Below are 17,055 nucleotides of genomic sequence, written 5' to 3' on the forward strand. Positions count from 1 at the left end.
GACTTCAATATAGGCCTGTCAGATTTTAGTGCTTAATCCCCCATGTTTAGGTGTTTTCATCTAAACAACTGCTATATTGTTTTATTTCATCTCATAGATTCTTTCAGTTGAAAACACCTGAAAGCGGAGAGTTAGTGAATTAATTGAAAGAAACTTTTCCAAAGTTTAGAACTTTGGAAAAGTTGTCTTTTATAAATAGATATTCAATTCTTGCTAAAACTTCAAATTCAAGCCGACTAAATAATTGGTGCCTGCCTGAGGGTATAAATAATTCTCTCTTACCTCATAAGTTCCGGCATTATAACCGAAAGTATAACCATTGGACGAATACATCTCATTAAAGATGTTATTCACCATCAATTTTAACTCAGCTTGTTTTAAAAAAGGTAAACTAAACTGATAGCTTCCAACAAAATCACTTACATAATAAGGATCCAATGCTCTATCATCATTTGAAGTATTATCCAAGTATTGTTTGCCTACATATTTCCCTAAAAGGGTGAATTTTAAATTTGTTAGTGGTTGGTAATTAAGTTCACCAGCAGCAATAATATTTGGAGAAAATGAAATATCCGTATTCCTATATTCATTTTCAATTATGTTAAACTCATCAAATGCCTCACCATAATCATAAATGATCTCAGTGAAATTGATTATTTTATTTTGACTGAAGGTAGCATTACCCCCAATAGACCATTGTTGATTGAATCGAAATGCTCCAATCAATTCGATTCCAGTTCTATAGCTATCATCCACATTGGTCCGGATACTTGAACCTACATCGTTTAACTCTCCTGTTAAAACCAATTGATTATTGTAATCCATATAATAGAAAATAGCTTCTGCACTGAAATTGCTAGCTTGCTTTTTATAACCTAATTCGTAATCATAAAGGGTTTCATGTTCAGGAGTTTCACCTTGTGGCGCATCTACGAAATCATTTCTTACAGGCTCTCTATTCGCAACTGCAACTGAAGCGTACAATTGACTATTATCAGGCAAACTGTATGTTAATCCTGCTTTAGGATTAAAGAAAAAATAATCACCACCAGTATCGATTACAGCTAAATCATTATCTATTCCTTGAGTAACATAGTCAATAGTTCTGATTTGCATATCAGCAAATAGATTTAATTTTTCATCTAGCTGATAGTTGGCTTTTAGGAAAGTATTAAAGTCTTTTTTTCTTCCGAAATTATCGTAATAGCGTTCTCTGATTTCAGAGTCACCAGCAAATCTTGCCCAGATGATTTCTCCGAAATGGTCACCATCATATTCATTATATGCACCACCTAAAGTTAAATCTAAATTGTCTTTTTGATAATTGAAACTGTAGGTCATCCCATAAAAATGATTGTCTAACCATCTTCTTCTTATTAAATCAGTTGAACTTATGGTTTCATTACCAATTTCGATATCATCTAATTGATAATCTGCTAGATCATCATCATTTCTGTACTGCTCATAATAGCCCCTGCCATAAGTATAGTGTAGGGCAGCATTGGCTTGCAGGTTTTCAGTAAATTGATGTGAAAGATGCAGTTGATAATGGTCTTGCTGATAGTTATCTACCTCATTATCATATAAATAGTAGTTGAATGTTCTTCCAGAGTTCAGGAGGTTTTCGGCTTGTTCATCTGTATAACCATTATTTAAGATTACTTCTTGCATACCTTCTTCATCATTTTCTAAACGAGCTTCTGGTGTACCCCACCAGCTTTGGTAGGTTCTTTCTTTTCCGCCAAATGCCAAGGCTTTTACTATGGTTTTATCCCCATAATAAGCCCCTGATAAAAAATATGATTGCATATCAGAAGTCGCTCGGTCAATATATCCATCAGAATGAATAGAAGATAATCTTCCTTCAAATGACCACCCGCTATTGGTAATTCCTGAATTGAAAATCACATTATGTCTTCTGGTATTAAAAGAGCCAAATGAATTATTTACTTCCCCAAAAGCATCTTGTGAAGGGGTTGAAGTTTGCATATTAACAGATGCTCCGAATGCAGCAGCCCCATTGGTCGATGTTCCTACACCTCTTTGGATTTGGATATTATCTACTGAACTTGCTAAATCCGGCATATTCACCCAAAAAGTACCGTGTGATTCGGAATCATTAATTGGAATTCCATTTACCGTCACATTAATCCTGGTTCCATCGCTACCTCTAATCCTCATCCCGGTGTAACCAACACCTGCACCTGCATCAGAAGTGGTTACCATTGAAGGTGTATAATTCAATAGCATGGGCATGTCTTGGGCAAGATTTTGCCTGTTGAGTTCTGCTTTTTTGATGTTTGTAAAAGTAGTGGGTGTATTTTCATCCGCTCTGGTAGCAGAAACCATGACTTCATCCGTAAGTTGAACATCTTTTTCTAATTCAAAATTAAGCTGAATATCCTCATTTTTTAGGCTTACTTTTTTTACTGCTTGCTTATAGCCGATATATGAAACTCTAATTTCATATTCACCTGTTTCAACCTTATTAATACGGAAGTTTCCATCAATATCCGTGGCACTTCCTTTTTGAATGGATTCTATCACCACGCTAGCACCCACCAAAGGTGAATTGTCATCCTGGGAAACTACTTTCCCACTAATGCTGCTTTGCGCCATTAGATGCATACTCATGACCACAGCCAAAGCAGTTAATAACCACTTTTTTGTAAATTGTAACATTGTTTAAATTGTTTGTTAGTGAAACTTGTGGAGGCGGGGTAAATACCTCCTTCATTTTCCTTAACCAAAATCCCTGCGACCGCATTATCGGCATCAGGTTCATTGGGTATGATCTCAGCCCGTTGTATTAAGGCACCCCTGCTCTGTAGAGCAATTTTTTTATAAGTACTTGTTTGTGTATAATGATTTATGGTTTGATAAAGTTTCTTCTTTTATCAGTTTTTGAGATTTTAACCAATTCGTAAAATTTTTCCATCTTTCATCTTCCATAGTTCCCCAACTATTATTTTGATCAGTATAATAGGGATTAATAGATTTTTGACTTTCTAAAAGAAAAGCCTCATCATTTAAATCTTCTTGGTTTCCAGATGCTGCCAGTATTTTCACGGCATCTTCAGGTTGCGCCTGTGCAAAATGAAATCCTTTGGCGGTTGCTTTCATAAATATAGAAATAGCTTCTGCTTTCTCGTTTAAAACATCAGGATGTGCTAATAAAATAGGAGAATAACCGTAAGGAATATTGTAGGAATCTAATTGAAAGGCATTTAATTGAATACCAGCTCGTTTGGCTAATATTCCTTCCCAAGGCATAAAAACCCAAGTAGCATCTGCTTTTCTTTCTAAAAGAGTGTTCCAAATACCTAATTTATCCGGATTACTTTTGATGAAATCTCCACTGCCACCATCTTTTTTCACCATAGCCTTCACAATATGATCTTCAAATCTAGCATTATAGGATGCATAAGTTTTGCCATCTAAGTCCCTCATCTGCTGCATATCACTATCTTTTAAGCTAACAATTGCGCTTGCATCTTTTTGAAGTATAGCCGCAACTGCTTGAAGTTGTGGTTTGTTTTCTAAGGTTTGGTAACTGATTACGGATTCTGAAGGTGCTATACCCAGTTCAACTTCTTTTTCGGCCACCAATTTGGCAGGGGTTTTAGCATAGTTATCTTCTTCTGGAGATCTGATTTCTACTTTAATGCCGGCTTCATCATAATATCCTTTGGCTTGAGCCACAAAAAAGCCAGTATGATTGGTGTTGGGAGTCCAATCCAATGCTAGTCTGATTAATTCCATTTTAATTGATTTAAATTCAAAATTCCTACGCTCGCATTACCGAGATCAGGTTCAGGGTATATTCTCAGCCCGTTATCTTAAGGCACCCCTAATTGACTTTGCAATATTAAGAGGGAATAATAAGGAATGCAAACTTTTGCCCTAAAGTAAATTCTTCTGAATTGCTTCAACAGCCTTTTCTAATCTTCCTTCTTTTCCTGAAATCACGCTATATTCAAATCCATAATCCTCCAGCTCCTTTTGATAGCGTTCAAAAAGTTCTTCTCTAATATTAGGATTTTCTCTTAATGGATCCGCTTCCCAAGGGAGATCGGGTGTACATAGAAAATAATAATCATAAGGTTTTTGCTCTAATTTCTCCAAGATAAATGAATGACATTCTCCATATTTCACTTCGTACCATACTTTCATCATAATCAAATCAGTATCGCAAAATAAAAATTGATTAGCATTTTTGGCTGCTTTTTTTTCCGCATCAATCATACCTTCGCTGATTTTCAATAGGTCACTTTTTTCATATTGAGCAGCTGTTTCCTCTAAATATTTTCGCCCATATTCTGGCACAAAAGGCTCTTTGAAATGATCAGCCAATCTTTTTGTTAAAGTACTTTTTCCGGTGCTTTCAGGTCCTATGATGGCGATTTTCTTCATGCGTATTTGGTGTGGTAAAGTCTGCGCCAGTTGAAATAACCCACAGCGGCTATTATAACATAAGCTGCCATAAGGAGGGAAGTTAAAAATAATTCTCGCTGGAAATAAATGTAAACAGCTACTGCATCAATTATGATCCAATAGAGCCAGTTCTCTAATACTTTTCGGGTAACTAGTAAAGTGGTTAGCACACTAAAAACGGTTGTAAAGGAATCTAAATAGGGGAGTTGGGCATCAGTATTCTCAATTAAAAAGTAACCAAGCCCAAAAGTGAAAAGAATGCCGGTAATGATGAATAAGCCATGTTCCTTCAATTTCATTTTACTGATGGGTAATTCCTTTTCTTTTCTATTGGGGTTTCTCCAATGCCACCAACCATAAATGGTGGTGCCCAAATAATAGAAATTCAAGCCCATTTCTGCATAAAGTTGAACTTGATAACAGATGACTAAATAGATACTTACACTTACTAAACTTGCATACCAACACCAAATCATTTCTTTGGCAGCAAAGTAGATGTATAAGATGCCAAAAAATACACCTAGTCCTTCTAACCATCCCATATTAAGAAGGCCGTAATATAATTCTTTTAAAATGTCCATTTGCTATATCATTGATTCCTACGCCTGCATTATCAGGATCAGGTCCAGGGTATGTTCTCAGCCCGTTATTTTGAGGCACCCCTTACTTGATTGGGCAAGTTAGGGGATTAAGACAAAAAGAAAAAAGGATTAAGCTTACTCTTTTAAACGTTTTTTTAGCTTGACAGGATTTTTATTTTTTCGCATTCTCAAATTCAGCATTTCAACGACTAAAGAAAAGAATATTGCGAAGTAGATATATCCTTTTGGTACATGGGTATGAAAGCCTTCTGCAAACAGTAAAACACCAATTAGTAATAAAAATGATAGTGCCAGCATTTTAACTGTTGGATGACTGTTTACAAAATTGCTAATTTTAGTGGCAGCTACTAACATGATTGCAATACTTATAACCACTGCTATAATCATAATAATGATTTCGTCCACTAAACCAACTGCGGTTAAAATAGAATCAAATGAAAATACAGCATCTAAAAGAATGATTTGGAATATAACGGAAGAAAAGCTGCTTGCTTTGGATTTCGATTTTACATCAATTTCTTCTCCTTCTAATTTATGATGAATTTCAATTGTACTTTTATAGATTAAAAATAATCCTCCTGCCATGAGGATGATGTCACGATAGGTAAGTTCAAATCCATATATGGTGGTTAGTGGTTCAGTGAGACCTATTAACCATGATACAGCAAATAATAAAGCAATTCGCATCACTAAAGCTAAAATCAAGCCTAGGGTTCTGGCTTTGCCTTGTTGATTTGAGGGAAGTTGATTACAAAGAATAGATATGAAAATAATATTATCTATACCCAAAACTACTTCCATTAAGGTAAGTGATAATAAACTGATAATTCCATCAGCAGTAAGTAAAACTTCCATAAGGTTGAAAAATTAGCTTGTATACTTGAAGTTAGTTATTTATTTAAGTTCTTCTTTAGTAATAGGGATTTTAACTTCAAATGTACTTCCTATATTGGGTTCACTATTTACTATTACTTCACCTTTCAGTCGTTCAATAGCCCTTTTTAAAATGAATAGTCCTAAACCAGTTCCTGAACCTTTTTCGCTAGCTCTATAAAACATACCAAAGATTTTATTTTGATGCTCGGGTTCAATACCTTTTCCATTATCAACTACTTTAAGAATAATGTGGTCTTTTCGCTTAAAAATGACTATTTCTACCTTTGGCTGACTTTTTTCTATATCAATATATTTGATACTATTTTCTATGAGGTTTTGAAGAATAGTATTGATAATATACCACTCAGACTTAAAATAAAGATTACTTTCTATATCTATTGTAAAATTTATTTTTGAGAAGTGAGGTAGATAAGTATATGCTGAGATACAATTATCTGCTATTTCATAGAAATTTATAGGGCTAAGCTTTATATCTCTATAATTTAACTCTGTTATATTGATAAGCTCCATCACAATCATATTCAAGCGCCTTATCTGATGGTCATACATTTTGAAAAAATGTCTGGCATCAGGATCTTTAATGTCTTTATCCACTAAGTCGCTTAATCCCAAAAGAGAAGCAATGGGCCTTTCAAGTCATGAGATACTCTATAAAAAAATGAATCTAATTCTGTATTTTTCTTTTCAATTATAGATGCTTTTTCTTGCTCTATTTCAGCATCTTTTTCCAAATCCTCCATTTGGGAGATTACCTCATAACCATCTACTATGTTTTTGATGTATTTATTGTTTTCTTCTTCCTTTAGTTTTACATATTCTTCTAAATGATAAAGTGCTTTTGAGTTATCTACAGGTTTAAAGCACTGAAAAAGAAGATGATGACATTTAAATAAACTGGTTTTTAGATTACCTTTTTCAGCCAATTGTATGGCTTCTTCTAATAAATCTATGGCCTCCTGAATTTTACCAAGCTTGAAATTAACCCCCCCTAATTTTTCCATGCTCTCTACCATTCCCGATTGCATGTTGTATTGGGTAAACAAAGATAAGGCAATCATAAAATTGTAGCTAGCTTTTTCCAGTTTTCCAGCTTTAGATTTTATTTTTCCGGCAAGATAATATGCACTTGCTAATTTTTCCTCTTGTTTAAGCTCTTCCTTTAGTTTAATGCATTTTTCTACAAATTGAGATGCTTTAATTACTTTATCAGATTTAAGATTAATACTTGCTAGGCTTAGATAAATATCACTTATTAAATCTTTGTTTTGATGTTCTTGTGCTTCAGAAAGAGCTTCGTTATAGGCTAAAAAAGCATTTTTGAAGTCATGAAATCCTTCATATAAATTTCCTAGAAGGCACAAGGATTTAGTGTGAAATTTATAATCCTTAATTTTTTTGTAATAATGAACTGCCTCAGTTAAATAAGGTAATGCCTCACTATACTTTTCTAGTTCTTTTAAAATTATACCAATGTTATAACAAGCATCGCCTTTTCCTCTTTCATAGTTGATTTTACTAGAAATTAATTGCGCCCTCTCCGCTAGCGATTTGGCAGTTGCATATTCCTTGTTTTTTCTTTGCAGTAAAGAAAGTTGATTTAGTGCATCAGCATGGATAGCATTTTTCTCTTTAATTTTTTGTGATTTGAAAAGAGCTTTTTCAGTTAAGCTTATTGAATTTGGGACACTCTCTTTTGAAATTTCATGAGCTTCAACAAGCAAATCCTTTATCTCCCCAATAAGGTTGTCAGCTATTTTCAAGTTATATATTATTCAATGGTTCAATCCAAATATACAATTAAATATTAAAATCTTCATCCTGATCAGACGAATCTTCAAAATTTAACATACTGCTTAATAGATCTTTAAAGCTATGACCTTTAGCTAAAGCATGTTTGCTCAATAGACTATATTCTGCCATTCCATGTAGTGCAAATTCCATCATAAAATAAGTTTCTTTTTCACTCAGTTTTTTATGATGTGCCTGAACCAGATCCTTAAGTCCAGGAATAATATCTAGTTTTTTTCTATATTCCTTCTCACTATCATCATTGAAAAGGTCAATCTTCTTTCCATCATTAAACCACTTACTGATTTGTCTATAAGGATTCTTTTTCTCTCGGTCTTTTCTTAATTCTTCTGGATTAGGGAAATAATGATCAAATTGAGAGCGGATAGCTTTGCCCACTAAAGTTTGTGCAACTATACCAGGCCCTTCCTGCTCGCCTTCATATACTAATTCTACTTTCCCAGTGATTGCAGGAACAACTCCAGTAAAATCCGACATGCGAACGTAAACTTTTGATTCCTTATTAAGTAAAGATCTACGCTCAGCAGCACTGACTAAACTTTCGTAAGCTGAAATAGTCAAACGTGCAGAAACACCACTTTTCTCATCTATATATTCGCTTCCTCTAGCTTCTATAGCAATTTGCTCAATTAAATCCTTAGAAAGCTCATTCAACTCTACCGCTTCATTTTGTTCATCTTTGATAGCTGCTTCTTGAGTTGTAATTTTTCTTCCTATTTCAATGGTTTCTGGATAATGTGTAATGATCTGGGCATCTATTCTATCCTTTAATGGAGTAATAATGCTACCTCTATTCGTATAATCTTCAGGGTTGGCAGTAAATACAAATTGTAAATCCAGTGGAAGCCTTAATTTAAATCCTCTAATTTGAATGTCTCCTTCTTGTAAAATATTGAAAAGTGCAACTTGAATTCTGGCTTGTAAATCGGGCAATTCATTGATTACAAATATCCCTCTGTGAGACCTTGGAATTAATCCATAATGTATTACTCTTTCATCAGAATAAGGTAGTTTTAGTGTCGCTGCTTTAATTGGATCAACATCTCCGATCAAATCTGCAACTGATACATCAGGAGTGGCTAACTTCTCAGTATAGCGTTCATCTCTGTGCATCCATGCAACTGGAGCATCATTGCCTTTTTCTTCCAAAATGTCTTGAGCCTGTCTGGAAAGTGGCTGCATTGGGTCGTCATTTAATTCAGTGCCTTTCAATACTGGAATGTATTCATCCATAAGCAAAGTCATCATGCGGGCTATTCTTGTTTTTGCCTGCCCTCTTAAACCCAATAAATTAATATTATGTCGAGATAGAATTGCCCTTTGAATATCAGGAATTACTGTATCTTCATAGCCCCAGATGCCTTCAAAAACATTTTCTCCAGCTTTCATTTTTTTAATGAGATTTTGCCTGAGTTCTTCTTTTACGGCTTTCGGCTGATAACCGCTTTCCATCAATTCTTTAAGCGTAGTAATTTTTAATTTATCTTGAGTAGTGAGTTTTTCGTAGCTCATAAAGTTATTTTCAGTATCTTTTTTTTCTATTTCTTTTGTAATCTTCAAACACTAAGTTGCCTAAGCCTTGTAAACTGCTGTAATATGCGTTTCCATTATTTACAGTAGTGAATTCTTTCACAAATTCCTGCAAATAAGGATCAGAGGCAATCATAAAAGTGGTAATAGGAATATTTAATCTTCGGCATTGTGCCCCCAGATTAAGGGTTTTGTTCATAATTTTAGGGTCAAGCCCAAAACTATTTTTATAATATTTGATGCCTTGTTTCATACAGGTTGGTTTCCCATCCGTAATCATGAAAATCTGTTTGTTTTTATTTTTCCTTCTTCTCAATAAATCCATAGCCAATTCCAATCCTGCTATGGTATTCGTATGGTATGGTCCCACTTGAAGATAAGGTAGATCTTTTATTTGAATTTGCCAGGCATCATTTCCAAATACAATGATATCTAGCGTATCCTTTTTATATTTTTTAGTGATGAGTTCAGCTAAAGCCATAGCCACTTTTTTGGCAGGAGTAATCCTGTCCTCTCCATACAAAATCATGGAATGGGAAATGTCAATCATCAGCACAGTGGAGGTTTGTGTTTTATATTCACTTTCCACTACCTCTAAATCATCTTCTGTAAGCATGAAATCGCCTAAGCCATGATTGATTTGTGCATTTCTTAAGGAGTCGGTCATTGATATTTGATGCAATAAATCACCAAATTCGTAATTTCTTCTATCTGTTCCAGGCTCCTCACCCAAACCAGTGAAATTGGTCTTATGCTCTCCTTTTCCTGATTTTTTTAGCTTTCCAAATATTTCCTCTAGGGCATTTTTCCGAATATTCTGCTCAGTTTTAGCGGTAATTTCAAAAGAGCCATCAGGTGTTTTGTCTGAGATGAATCCTTTATTTTTTAAGTCCTCTATAAAGTCGCCCATTCCATATTGACCATCTGTAATATTGTATTGCTTGTCAATATTGGTTAACCAACTTAAGGCCTCACTAACATCACCGCCCGTAATGATCAATAATTCGTTGAATACATTGAACAATTGATCAAAAGTGGTGTCTGATAAATCTTTATGAGCTAAATACTGTGTAAATCTGTAACCTAACATATTTCCTCTTAACTAATAAGGGAAGATGAATGTTACTCTAATTGACCGAAATTTATTGAGAATAGAGTAAGTATTATTGTATTTTCTACAATCTTTCTGATCAGGAGCAGAAGAAAATTTTAATGGTTTTCATAAAATATGATGAGAAAATTCCTGATTCACATGCTGTGATAGACTTATTTCCTGAAAGCTATCTTCTAATAAATTATGGTGAGCCATATTAATCATTCCTTTTAAGGATGAAATGCTCGTGATGCTTACCGTTTTCACAATTCCTCTGTCCATTACCATATCATTTTTTAAATCTCCAGAGCCTGCAGTTTTGTGAAAATCCATAATTGATTCAGTAGAATAACTTTTATTGTTTTTTAACCATTTTTGAAACCAATTATTTCTGTTTTGAATGGATTCTTTAGTGTAAAGTTGAGCTGAAGCCCATAAATGAGGTTCTGTGGTTTTTTTTTCCTCTAAAAAAGTTTTATCACCATCCCATTTAAATTCCAATATCCTTAGGGAAGGATCATGAAAAAGCACTACCATAGTAAAGGGTTCTATGCCAGTAAAATCGTAGTTTTTAAAAAATTCATCTGGTTTTATGCATTCAATAGCTTCCATTACAACCAAGCCTCTACTGATTCTATAAGGAGGATTAAATTCATGTGGCTCATTGGCGCCATTCAATAGGCATACACTAATACCATTGTCAGAAGTAGCCACCCAAGTACCTCCAGCTTTTGGATCTTGAGGGAATATAATATTTTTACCTTCCACATGATGATAAGAGGGGAAGCCTGCTTGACCTCTATCTGGACTTTCATCACGATTGGTGGTTAATAAATATTGTTCTTCGGAAAGCGGTAAATATGTTAGCGTACACATAGTATTTGGTAAAACTTCCGAATGATACTAAATTATAAAATCTTTAAAAAGTCATTTCTTTAATTAGTATAAAAAAAATGGATTGGGTCAGGGTAAATGAATGAATAATCTAAAATATGTTCAATTTTAGAACTTTCAATAATTCGATTGGTAAGTTCTTGTTTAGAATTTTCAAAAATTGGAGGTTCGAAATTAAAATCTTTGGCATTTTTTAGAAAAACGTCTTTTTTAGATGGGTGTTTTGGCGCAACTCCATTTAATATGCAGGACCATTTTTCTTGGTTTAGCACTGCCTCAATTACTCCAATGGCATCATCTCTATGAATATAGTTTACTTTTTGTTGATGTTGTGCTAAGTTTTTACCTGTATAATATTTACCAGGAATTCTTTCATAGCCTAATAGTCCTCCAAACCTGATTATTGTTAATTGATCATAAAATGTATTAAGCAATAATTGTTCTGCCTGAATAAGTGCTTGTGCTCTTTCAGAATTAAAATCTAGTTCATGATCTTCATTAATTGCATTGTCAACTTTTGGGTAAACTGATGTGGCACTGATGTAAATAATTTTTTGATTAGAGGGTAAAAGTGGAATGATAGAATTTATGCTATCTAAATGGTGGTTTACTCCATTTTTAGAAGTCTTTGGTGGAATATTAATAATTAAATAATCAGATTGAAAAAAATCAGAATTTAAATTGTTATCAGGTAATTGTATCTTGAATGGATTAATACTAGCATGTTCCAATTCTTGCATTTTTGAAGTGGTGGTTGTACTTCCTTTTACTTCAAAGCCTTTAGATACTAAATTTATTGCAAGAGGAAATCCTAACCAACCACAACCTAGAATACTGACTGATGCCATTAATTATTTTTTTTTGGTACTGTATTGAAAATATAATCCCAGATAGGAGAGGATACCCCAAAATATTTATCAGGATGTTTGTAATGATGTATGCTGTGATATATCCATAGCCACCTCAAGAAATTTTTTGGTGGTTGGTATGCATGTATGGCATAATGAACAAATGCATATGTTAAATACCCTACTAAAAAGCCAGGCACGAAAGCAAATGCATAGTCTTGCATAAATAACCAGAATCCACCAAAAATAATACTACTTATTAAAATGGCTCCAGCTGGGGGCATCACTATCCTGTCTTTATCTTTTGGATATTCATGGTGAATTCCATGAAAAGTGTAAGTTACCCATCTTTTCCACCTTTTATCATTATCCATATGGAATACATATCTATGGATTAGATATTCACCTAAAGTCCAACTGAAGAATCCTATTATAAATAGAATTGCAAAAGTTACGACTCCAATATTAAATTGGGTAAATGATAAATAAGCAAGAGAGATTGAAATAATTGCTAAGATGCTTAATGGAACTGAAAAATGACTTCTAGTCAATTTTTCAAGTATTGGGTTCTCGAATAAATTTTTTGTTCCTGAACCCTTAATTTTCCTGTCTTGTGCTATATCCATAACTATTAAAAATGACAATTTTAAAAAGTTGCTCATCTATTAACTATGGCAATTTAACGACCAAATTAAGGATTTGTTCTATAAGTAGATTTATGATGGTCGTTCAGCTAATTCTTTTTTCATAACCTTATCATAAAAATTTTCATATAATGGAAGGATGTTAGCGATATCAAATTTCTTTGCTCTTTCAAGTGCAGCTGTTTTAAACTTCCCTAAGTTTTCATCAGCTAAAATGTGTAAAGCCTTTTCAGTCATGTCTTTAACATCCCCAACATTACAGGTAAATCCTGTTACTCCATCAATGTTCAATTCAGGAATACCACCCGCATTGGAGGATAAAACAGGAACCTCACAGGACATTGCTTCAAGTGCAGCTAAACCAAAACTTTCTTTTTCTGATGGCATTAAAAATAAATCACTAACGGAGAGAACTTCTTCCACAGCCTCCATTTTTCCTAAAAATCGAATATCTTCACAGGTACCTAATTCACGACAAAGCTTCTCCATTTTTATTCTTTCAGGGCCATCGCCCACTAATAATAATTTAGCGGGAATAATTTTGCGAACATTATTGAATACATGGATAACATCTTCTACTCTTTTAACCTTTCTGAAATTGGATGTGTGTACCAGTAACTTTTCACCATTTGGGCAGATGGCAGTCTTGAAGTGATCTTTTTTCTGTCGTTTAAACCTATTTAAATCAATAAAGTTTGGAATAACTTCAATATGCTGGTAGATATCGAAATGATCTAAAGTGTCTTTTTTCAAATCTTCGGACACAGCTGTAACCCCATCTGATTTATTAATACTAAAGGTTACTACAGGTTCATAAGATGGATCTTTTCCTACTAAGGTGATGTCAGTTCCATGAAGTGTAGTTACCACTGGTATATCTATATTTTTTTCCTTTAGAATTTGTTTTGCCATGTAAGCAGCTGAAGCATGTGGAATAGCATAATGAACATGCAATAAGTCTAATTTTTCATGTTGGGCAACATCCACCATTTTGCTGGCTAAAGCTAGCTCATAAGGAGGATATTGAAACAATGGATAGGTTCTAATGTCTACCTCATGATAGAATAAGTTTTCATTGAAAAAATCTAAGCGGGTAGGCTGTGAGTAAGTAATGAAATGGACGTTATGACCATTCTTTGCTAAAGCTTTTCCCAATTCCGTAGCTACAACCCCGCTTCCTCCAAAGGTAGGATAGCAAACAATACCTATATTCATTTATTTGTTGTTAAATAGTAATTCCTTTATTAAAGTGAATTTAAAACGTAATGCCTTGTGATTATGTTTAAAATATTAAAATGGATAGGTTTAATTAACATAATCCTCTTGCTTTGATTCATATTCAAAAATAGATTGATATATGATATCCATTATTCGTGTTCTGACATTAGAAGTTATTAATTTCCGGTTATTTGCATCAGGATAAACCCTATTAGATAAGAAAATATAAACTAAACCAAATTCAGGATCAGCCCAAGCTGCTGTTCCAGTAAAACCTGTATGACCAAATGTTAATGGTGAGGCATAGTGCGAAGTAGGAGAAGGGCCATCTTCTTCAACGGGTTTATCCCATCCTAAGCCTCTTCTGTTCTCATCAAATTGTTTTCTGGTAAAATAGGGTATAGTTCCTTTCCTGTAGTACCTTACACCTCCATAAGTCCCATCCCATAAGTTCATTTGCATTAATATGGCCAAGTCTTTCGCATTGCTGAAAAGTCCGGCATGACCAGCTACTCCACCAACCATAGCAGCTCCTTGATCGTGAACCCAGCCTTTTATAAGATCGTTTCTAAATACTAAATCATTTTCAGTTGGTGCAATTTGATTTTCAGGAAATCGACATAGAGGAAGAAATCCCATGGTACTCATGCCCATAGGTTTGTAAAAATTTTCATTTAAAAATTCTTCATAGCTCATATTGGTCATGCGCTCACTAATTTTTTGCATAATGTAATAGCCCATATCTGAATAGCGATAATCATAATTCTTTTGCCATCTGGGCTTTTCCAATAGCTCTGAATCAATTACCCATTGCCAAATGGAGTCGCCTAAAACCTGGTGACCATAAAGTCCTGAGGCTAACTGATTTGGATATAATGAGGCTTCATGATTTTGATACAAAGGTGTTTTTAATCCAAACATATCATGCGTTTGTCTCCAAAAAGGAACATATGGAATTAAACCTGCCTGGTGAGTCAAAATATTTCTCAAAGTCATATTTTGCTTATTACTTTTTTTAAGTTCGGGCAGGTAATGACTGATTTTCTTATCTAAATCAATAATTCCTCTGTCATATAAGAACATAATGCTTTGTAATGTTGCGCTCACTTTAGTGATAGAAGCCAAATCATAAATGGTATTATCTTCCACTTTTGAATATTTGTGATAGGTCTGATAGCCAAAGTTTTTTTCATATACGATTTGACCATCTTTTGCTACTAATATTTGACCACCTGGTGTGGCATCTGTTTCTATGGCTTCTTGTGCAATGGCATCAATTTCAGCTAGTATTTTTGGATCCATTCCCACATCCAATGGATTGCTGTATCCAAATCTATTAAGTGTTTTGGTGTTTATACCTGTTCCTGCTTTCATATCAGGAGCAACAGAAACCGGTAATTTTCCTTTTGTAGATTTGGCACCAAACAGCATTTGAGGAGCTAATTTTTGAGTGATTTCATTGTCCTCATACATCATCAGAATTTGTTGAAATGATTGCAGATATTTTAAGCTGTAAGCATTTCCGAAAACAGTTAATACTACATTTGCTTGCTCTGAGAGATTTTGAAGAAAAAGTAAATCTTCTGATTTTAAGCCAAATCTTTTAGAGGCCGAATTATTCATTCCATGCAAACCAACGACAACTGTTTCATATTGACTTAACTGTGTCATAAGTTGACTGTAATCTCCTAAATCCATACTACCTTTAGGTAAATGGTAATGAGTAAAATCAGCATATTTGTCTAAATATTGTTGGAACGTACTGTTTTTATTTCCTCTTAAAGAAATAGAAGCAAAATTGGTGGTATCCAAAATATGTATAGGAAGAAAATTCTTCTCATTTTTAACTAGAGTAGCAGCTTCAGCATATAATTTCTCATTTAGATTTTTAGCCTCAGTTGTATGAAGTCTTTCGTATATATTTTCAGATTCTAAGTTCTTAAAGCCTTTATGTAGTCCTAATTTGTATTTTGCATGAAGGATTTTTTTAACACTCTCCTCCAATCTTTCTTCTGTTATTTCATTGTTTTTGATGGCTTCTTTTATCATTTTAATGGCATTGGGAACATTCATAGGGAAAAGTAAAACATCATTTCCAGCCTTAAAAGCTAATAAATCAGTTTCGCCTGGGGCATAAAAATCGCTTACTCCCTTCATGTTCAAAGCATCAGTAAAAATCAATCCGTCAAAACCCAATTCTTCCTTTAATAAATCAGTTACCACATTTTTGGATAGGGTAGTGGCTTTATTAGACGTGCTATCATATGCAGGAATATGTAAATGAGCCACCATCATACTATTAACGTTATTTTCTATGAGTTTTTTGAAAGGATAGAGCTCAATTTCATCAAGTCTTTCGGTACTATGATTGATGACCGGCAAGGTCATGTGTGAATCGGAATCCGTATCGCCATGTCCAGGGAAATGTTTTGCATTGGCTAAGAGTCCATTGTCTTGCATACCTTTCATATAGGCAACTCCTTTTCGAGCTACATTTTTTTTGTCCTCACCAAAGGATCGATATCCAATCACAGGGTTTTTAATGTTATTGTTGACATCAACCACAGGAGCAAAATTAACATGGACGCCTATTAACTTAGCTTGACGTGCAATTTCTGCTCCCATGTCATAAATAAAATCATTGTCTTGTATAGCTCCCAAAGTCATTTGCTTAGGAAAGTTCATTGTGCTATCCAACCGCATTCCTAAACCCCATTCTGCATCCATTCCTATCCAAAGGGGGATTTTAGATTTAGCCTGCAATTGGTTAGTTATTTTAATTTCTCTCCCTGGACCTCCTTGAAAGAATATCAATCCTCCTATATGATATTTTTCAATAAGAAGTGAGAGGTTTTTAACATGCTGCTCATCCTTATTAGAATAGGCTGCAACCATAAAAAGCTGTCCAATTTGTTCTTCTTGACTCATATCCTTATAAGTTTTTTCAACCCATTGCGAATATGACTTATCTTGTGCACTTAGCAAACTTGCTAATGAAAAAATAAATAGAATAGAAAGGAATAAAACTTTTTTGAACATGTGACAGTTTTGAATTTATGATAAAAGCTAAATTAGCATTAAGTTTG

14 protein-coding genes and 3 riboswitches are annotated in these 17,055 nt (G+C 34.1%); all 14 genes read right to left on the minus strand.

Annotated elements, in window-relative coordinates; translation table 11 throughout:
• Window positions 1–213 precede the first annotated feature (213 nt).
• Window positions 214–2,682, minus strand: a complete 2,469-nt coding sequence (locus ABWH96_RS07905; RefSeq protein ID WP_375580927.1) for a TonB-dependent receptor — start codon at window positions 2,680–2,682, stop codon at window positions 214–216.
• A 53-nt stretch (window positions 2,683–2,735) separates the two neighbouring features.
• Window positions 2,736–2,832, minus strand: a riboswitch (TPP riboswitch).
• A gap of 9 nt (window positions 2,833–2,841) precedes the next feature.
• Window positions 2,842–3,762: an ABC transporter substrate-binding protein gene (locus ABWH96_RS07910; RefSeq protein WP_375580928.1), complete on the minus strand. Its 921-nt coding sequence runs from the start codon at window positions 3,760–3,762 to the stop codon at window positions 2,842–2,844.
• Between the two features lie 5 nt (window positions 3,763–3,767).
• Window positions 3,768–3,862, minus strand: a riboswitch (TPP riboswitch).
• 41 nt (window positions 3,863–3,903) lie between these two features.
• Window positions 3,904–4,413 (minus strand): AAA family ATPase, encoded by a 510-nt coding sequence (locus ABWH96_RS07915; RefSeq protein ID WP_375580929.1) that lies wholly within the window; start codon window positions 4,411–4,413, stop codon window positions 3,904–3,906.
• Complete coding sequence (pnuC, locus tag ABWH96_RS07920; protein WP_375580930.1) at window positions 4,410–5,015, minus strand: nicotinamide riboside transporter PnuC; 606 nt, start codon at window positions 5,013–5,015, stop codon at window positions 4,410–4,412. Before pnuC ends, ABWH96_RS07915 begins: the two co-directional genes overlap by 4 nt.
• Window positions 5,013–5,108, minus strand: a riboswitch (TPP riboswitch). It overlaps the preceding gene by 3 nt.
• 42 nt (window positions 5,109–5,150) lie before the next feature.
• Window positions 5,151–5,891 carry a TerC family protein gene (locus ABWH96_RS07925; protein WP_375580931.1) on the minus strand — a complete coding sequence of 247 codons (741 nt, stop codon included), beginning with the start codon at window positions 5,889–5,891 and terminating at the stop codon, window positions 5,151–5,153.
• Window positions 5,892–5,930: 39 nt separating this feature from the next.
• Entirely contained in the window at window positions 5,931–6,545 is a 615-nt protein-coding gene (locus ABWH96_RS07930) for a sensor histidine kinase (RefSeq protein WP_375580932.1), read from the minus strand.
• Entirely contained in the window at window positions 6,536–7,693 is a 1,158-nt protein-coding gene (locus ABWH96_RS07935) for a tetratricopeptide repeat protein (RefSeq protein WP_375580933.1), read from the minus strand. The genes ABWH96_RS07930 and ABWH96_RS07935 overlap by 10 nt, the downstream gene beginning before the upstream one ends.
• A gap of 37 nt (window positions 7,694–7,730) precedes the next feature.
• A complete protein-coding gene (locus tag ABWH96_RS07940) occupies window positions 7,731–9,254 on the minus strand; it encodes a magnesium chelatase (protein WP_375580934.1) in 1,524 nt (507 codons plus the stop codon).
• A gap of 10 nt (window positions 9,255–9,264) precedes the next feature.
• Window positions 9,265–10,362 carry a VWA domain-containing protein gene (locus ABWH96_RS07945; RefSeq protein ID WP_375580935.1) on the minus strand — a complete coding sequence of 366 codons (1,098 nt, stop codon included), beginning with the start codon at window positions 10,360–10,362 and terminating at the stop codon, window positions 9,265–9,267.
• A gap of 129 nt (window positions 10,363–10,491) precedes the next feature.
• Window positions 10,492–11,241 carry an NRDE family protein gene (locus ABWH96_RS07950; protein ID WP_375580936.1) on the minus strand — a complete coding sequence of 250 codons (750 nt, stop codon included), beginning with the start codon at window positions 11,239–11,241 and terminating at the stop codon, window positions 10,492–10,494.
• Window positions 11,242–11,300: 59 nt separating this feature from the next.
• Complete coding sequence (locus ABWH96_RS07955; protein WP_375580937.1) at window positions 11,301–12,107, minus strand: NAD(P)-binding domain-containing protein; 807 nt, start codon at window positions 12,105–12,107, stop codon at window positions 11,301–11,303.
• Window positions 12,107–12,733 carry a sterol desaturase family protein gene (locus tag ABWH96_RS07960; protein WP_375580938.1) on the minus strand — a complete coding sequence of 209 codons (627 nt, stop codon included), beginning with the start codon at window positions 12,731–12,733 and terminating at the stop codon, window positions 12,107–12,109. Before ABWH96_RS07960 ends, ABWH96_RS07955 begins: the two co-directional genes overlap by 1 nt.
• Before the next feature lie 90 nt (window positions 12,734–12,823).
• Window positions 12,824–13,966 (minus strand): N-acetyl-alpha-D-glucosaminyl L-malate synthase BshA, encoded by a 1,143-nt coding sequence (gene bshA, locus ABWH96_RS07965; protein ID WP_375580939.1) that lies wholly within the window; start codon window positions 13,964–13,966, stop codon window positions 12,824–12,826.
• A gap of 90 nt (window positions 13,967–14,056) precedes the next feature.
• Window positions 14,057–17,008 (minus strand): glycoside hydrolase family 3 N-terminal domain-containing protein, encoded by a 2,952-nt coding sequence (locus ABWH96_RS07970; protein ID WP_375580940.1) that lies wholly within the window; start codon window positions 17,006–17,008, stop codon window positions 14,057–14,059.
• Between the last annotated feature and the right edge of the window lie 47 nt (window positions 17,009–17,055).

The organism is Marivirga tractuosa (genome assembly GCF_042140215.1).
Lineage (GTDB): Bacteria > Bacteroidota > Bacteroidia > Cytophagales > Cyclobacteriaceae > Marivirga > Marivirga tractuosa_A.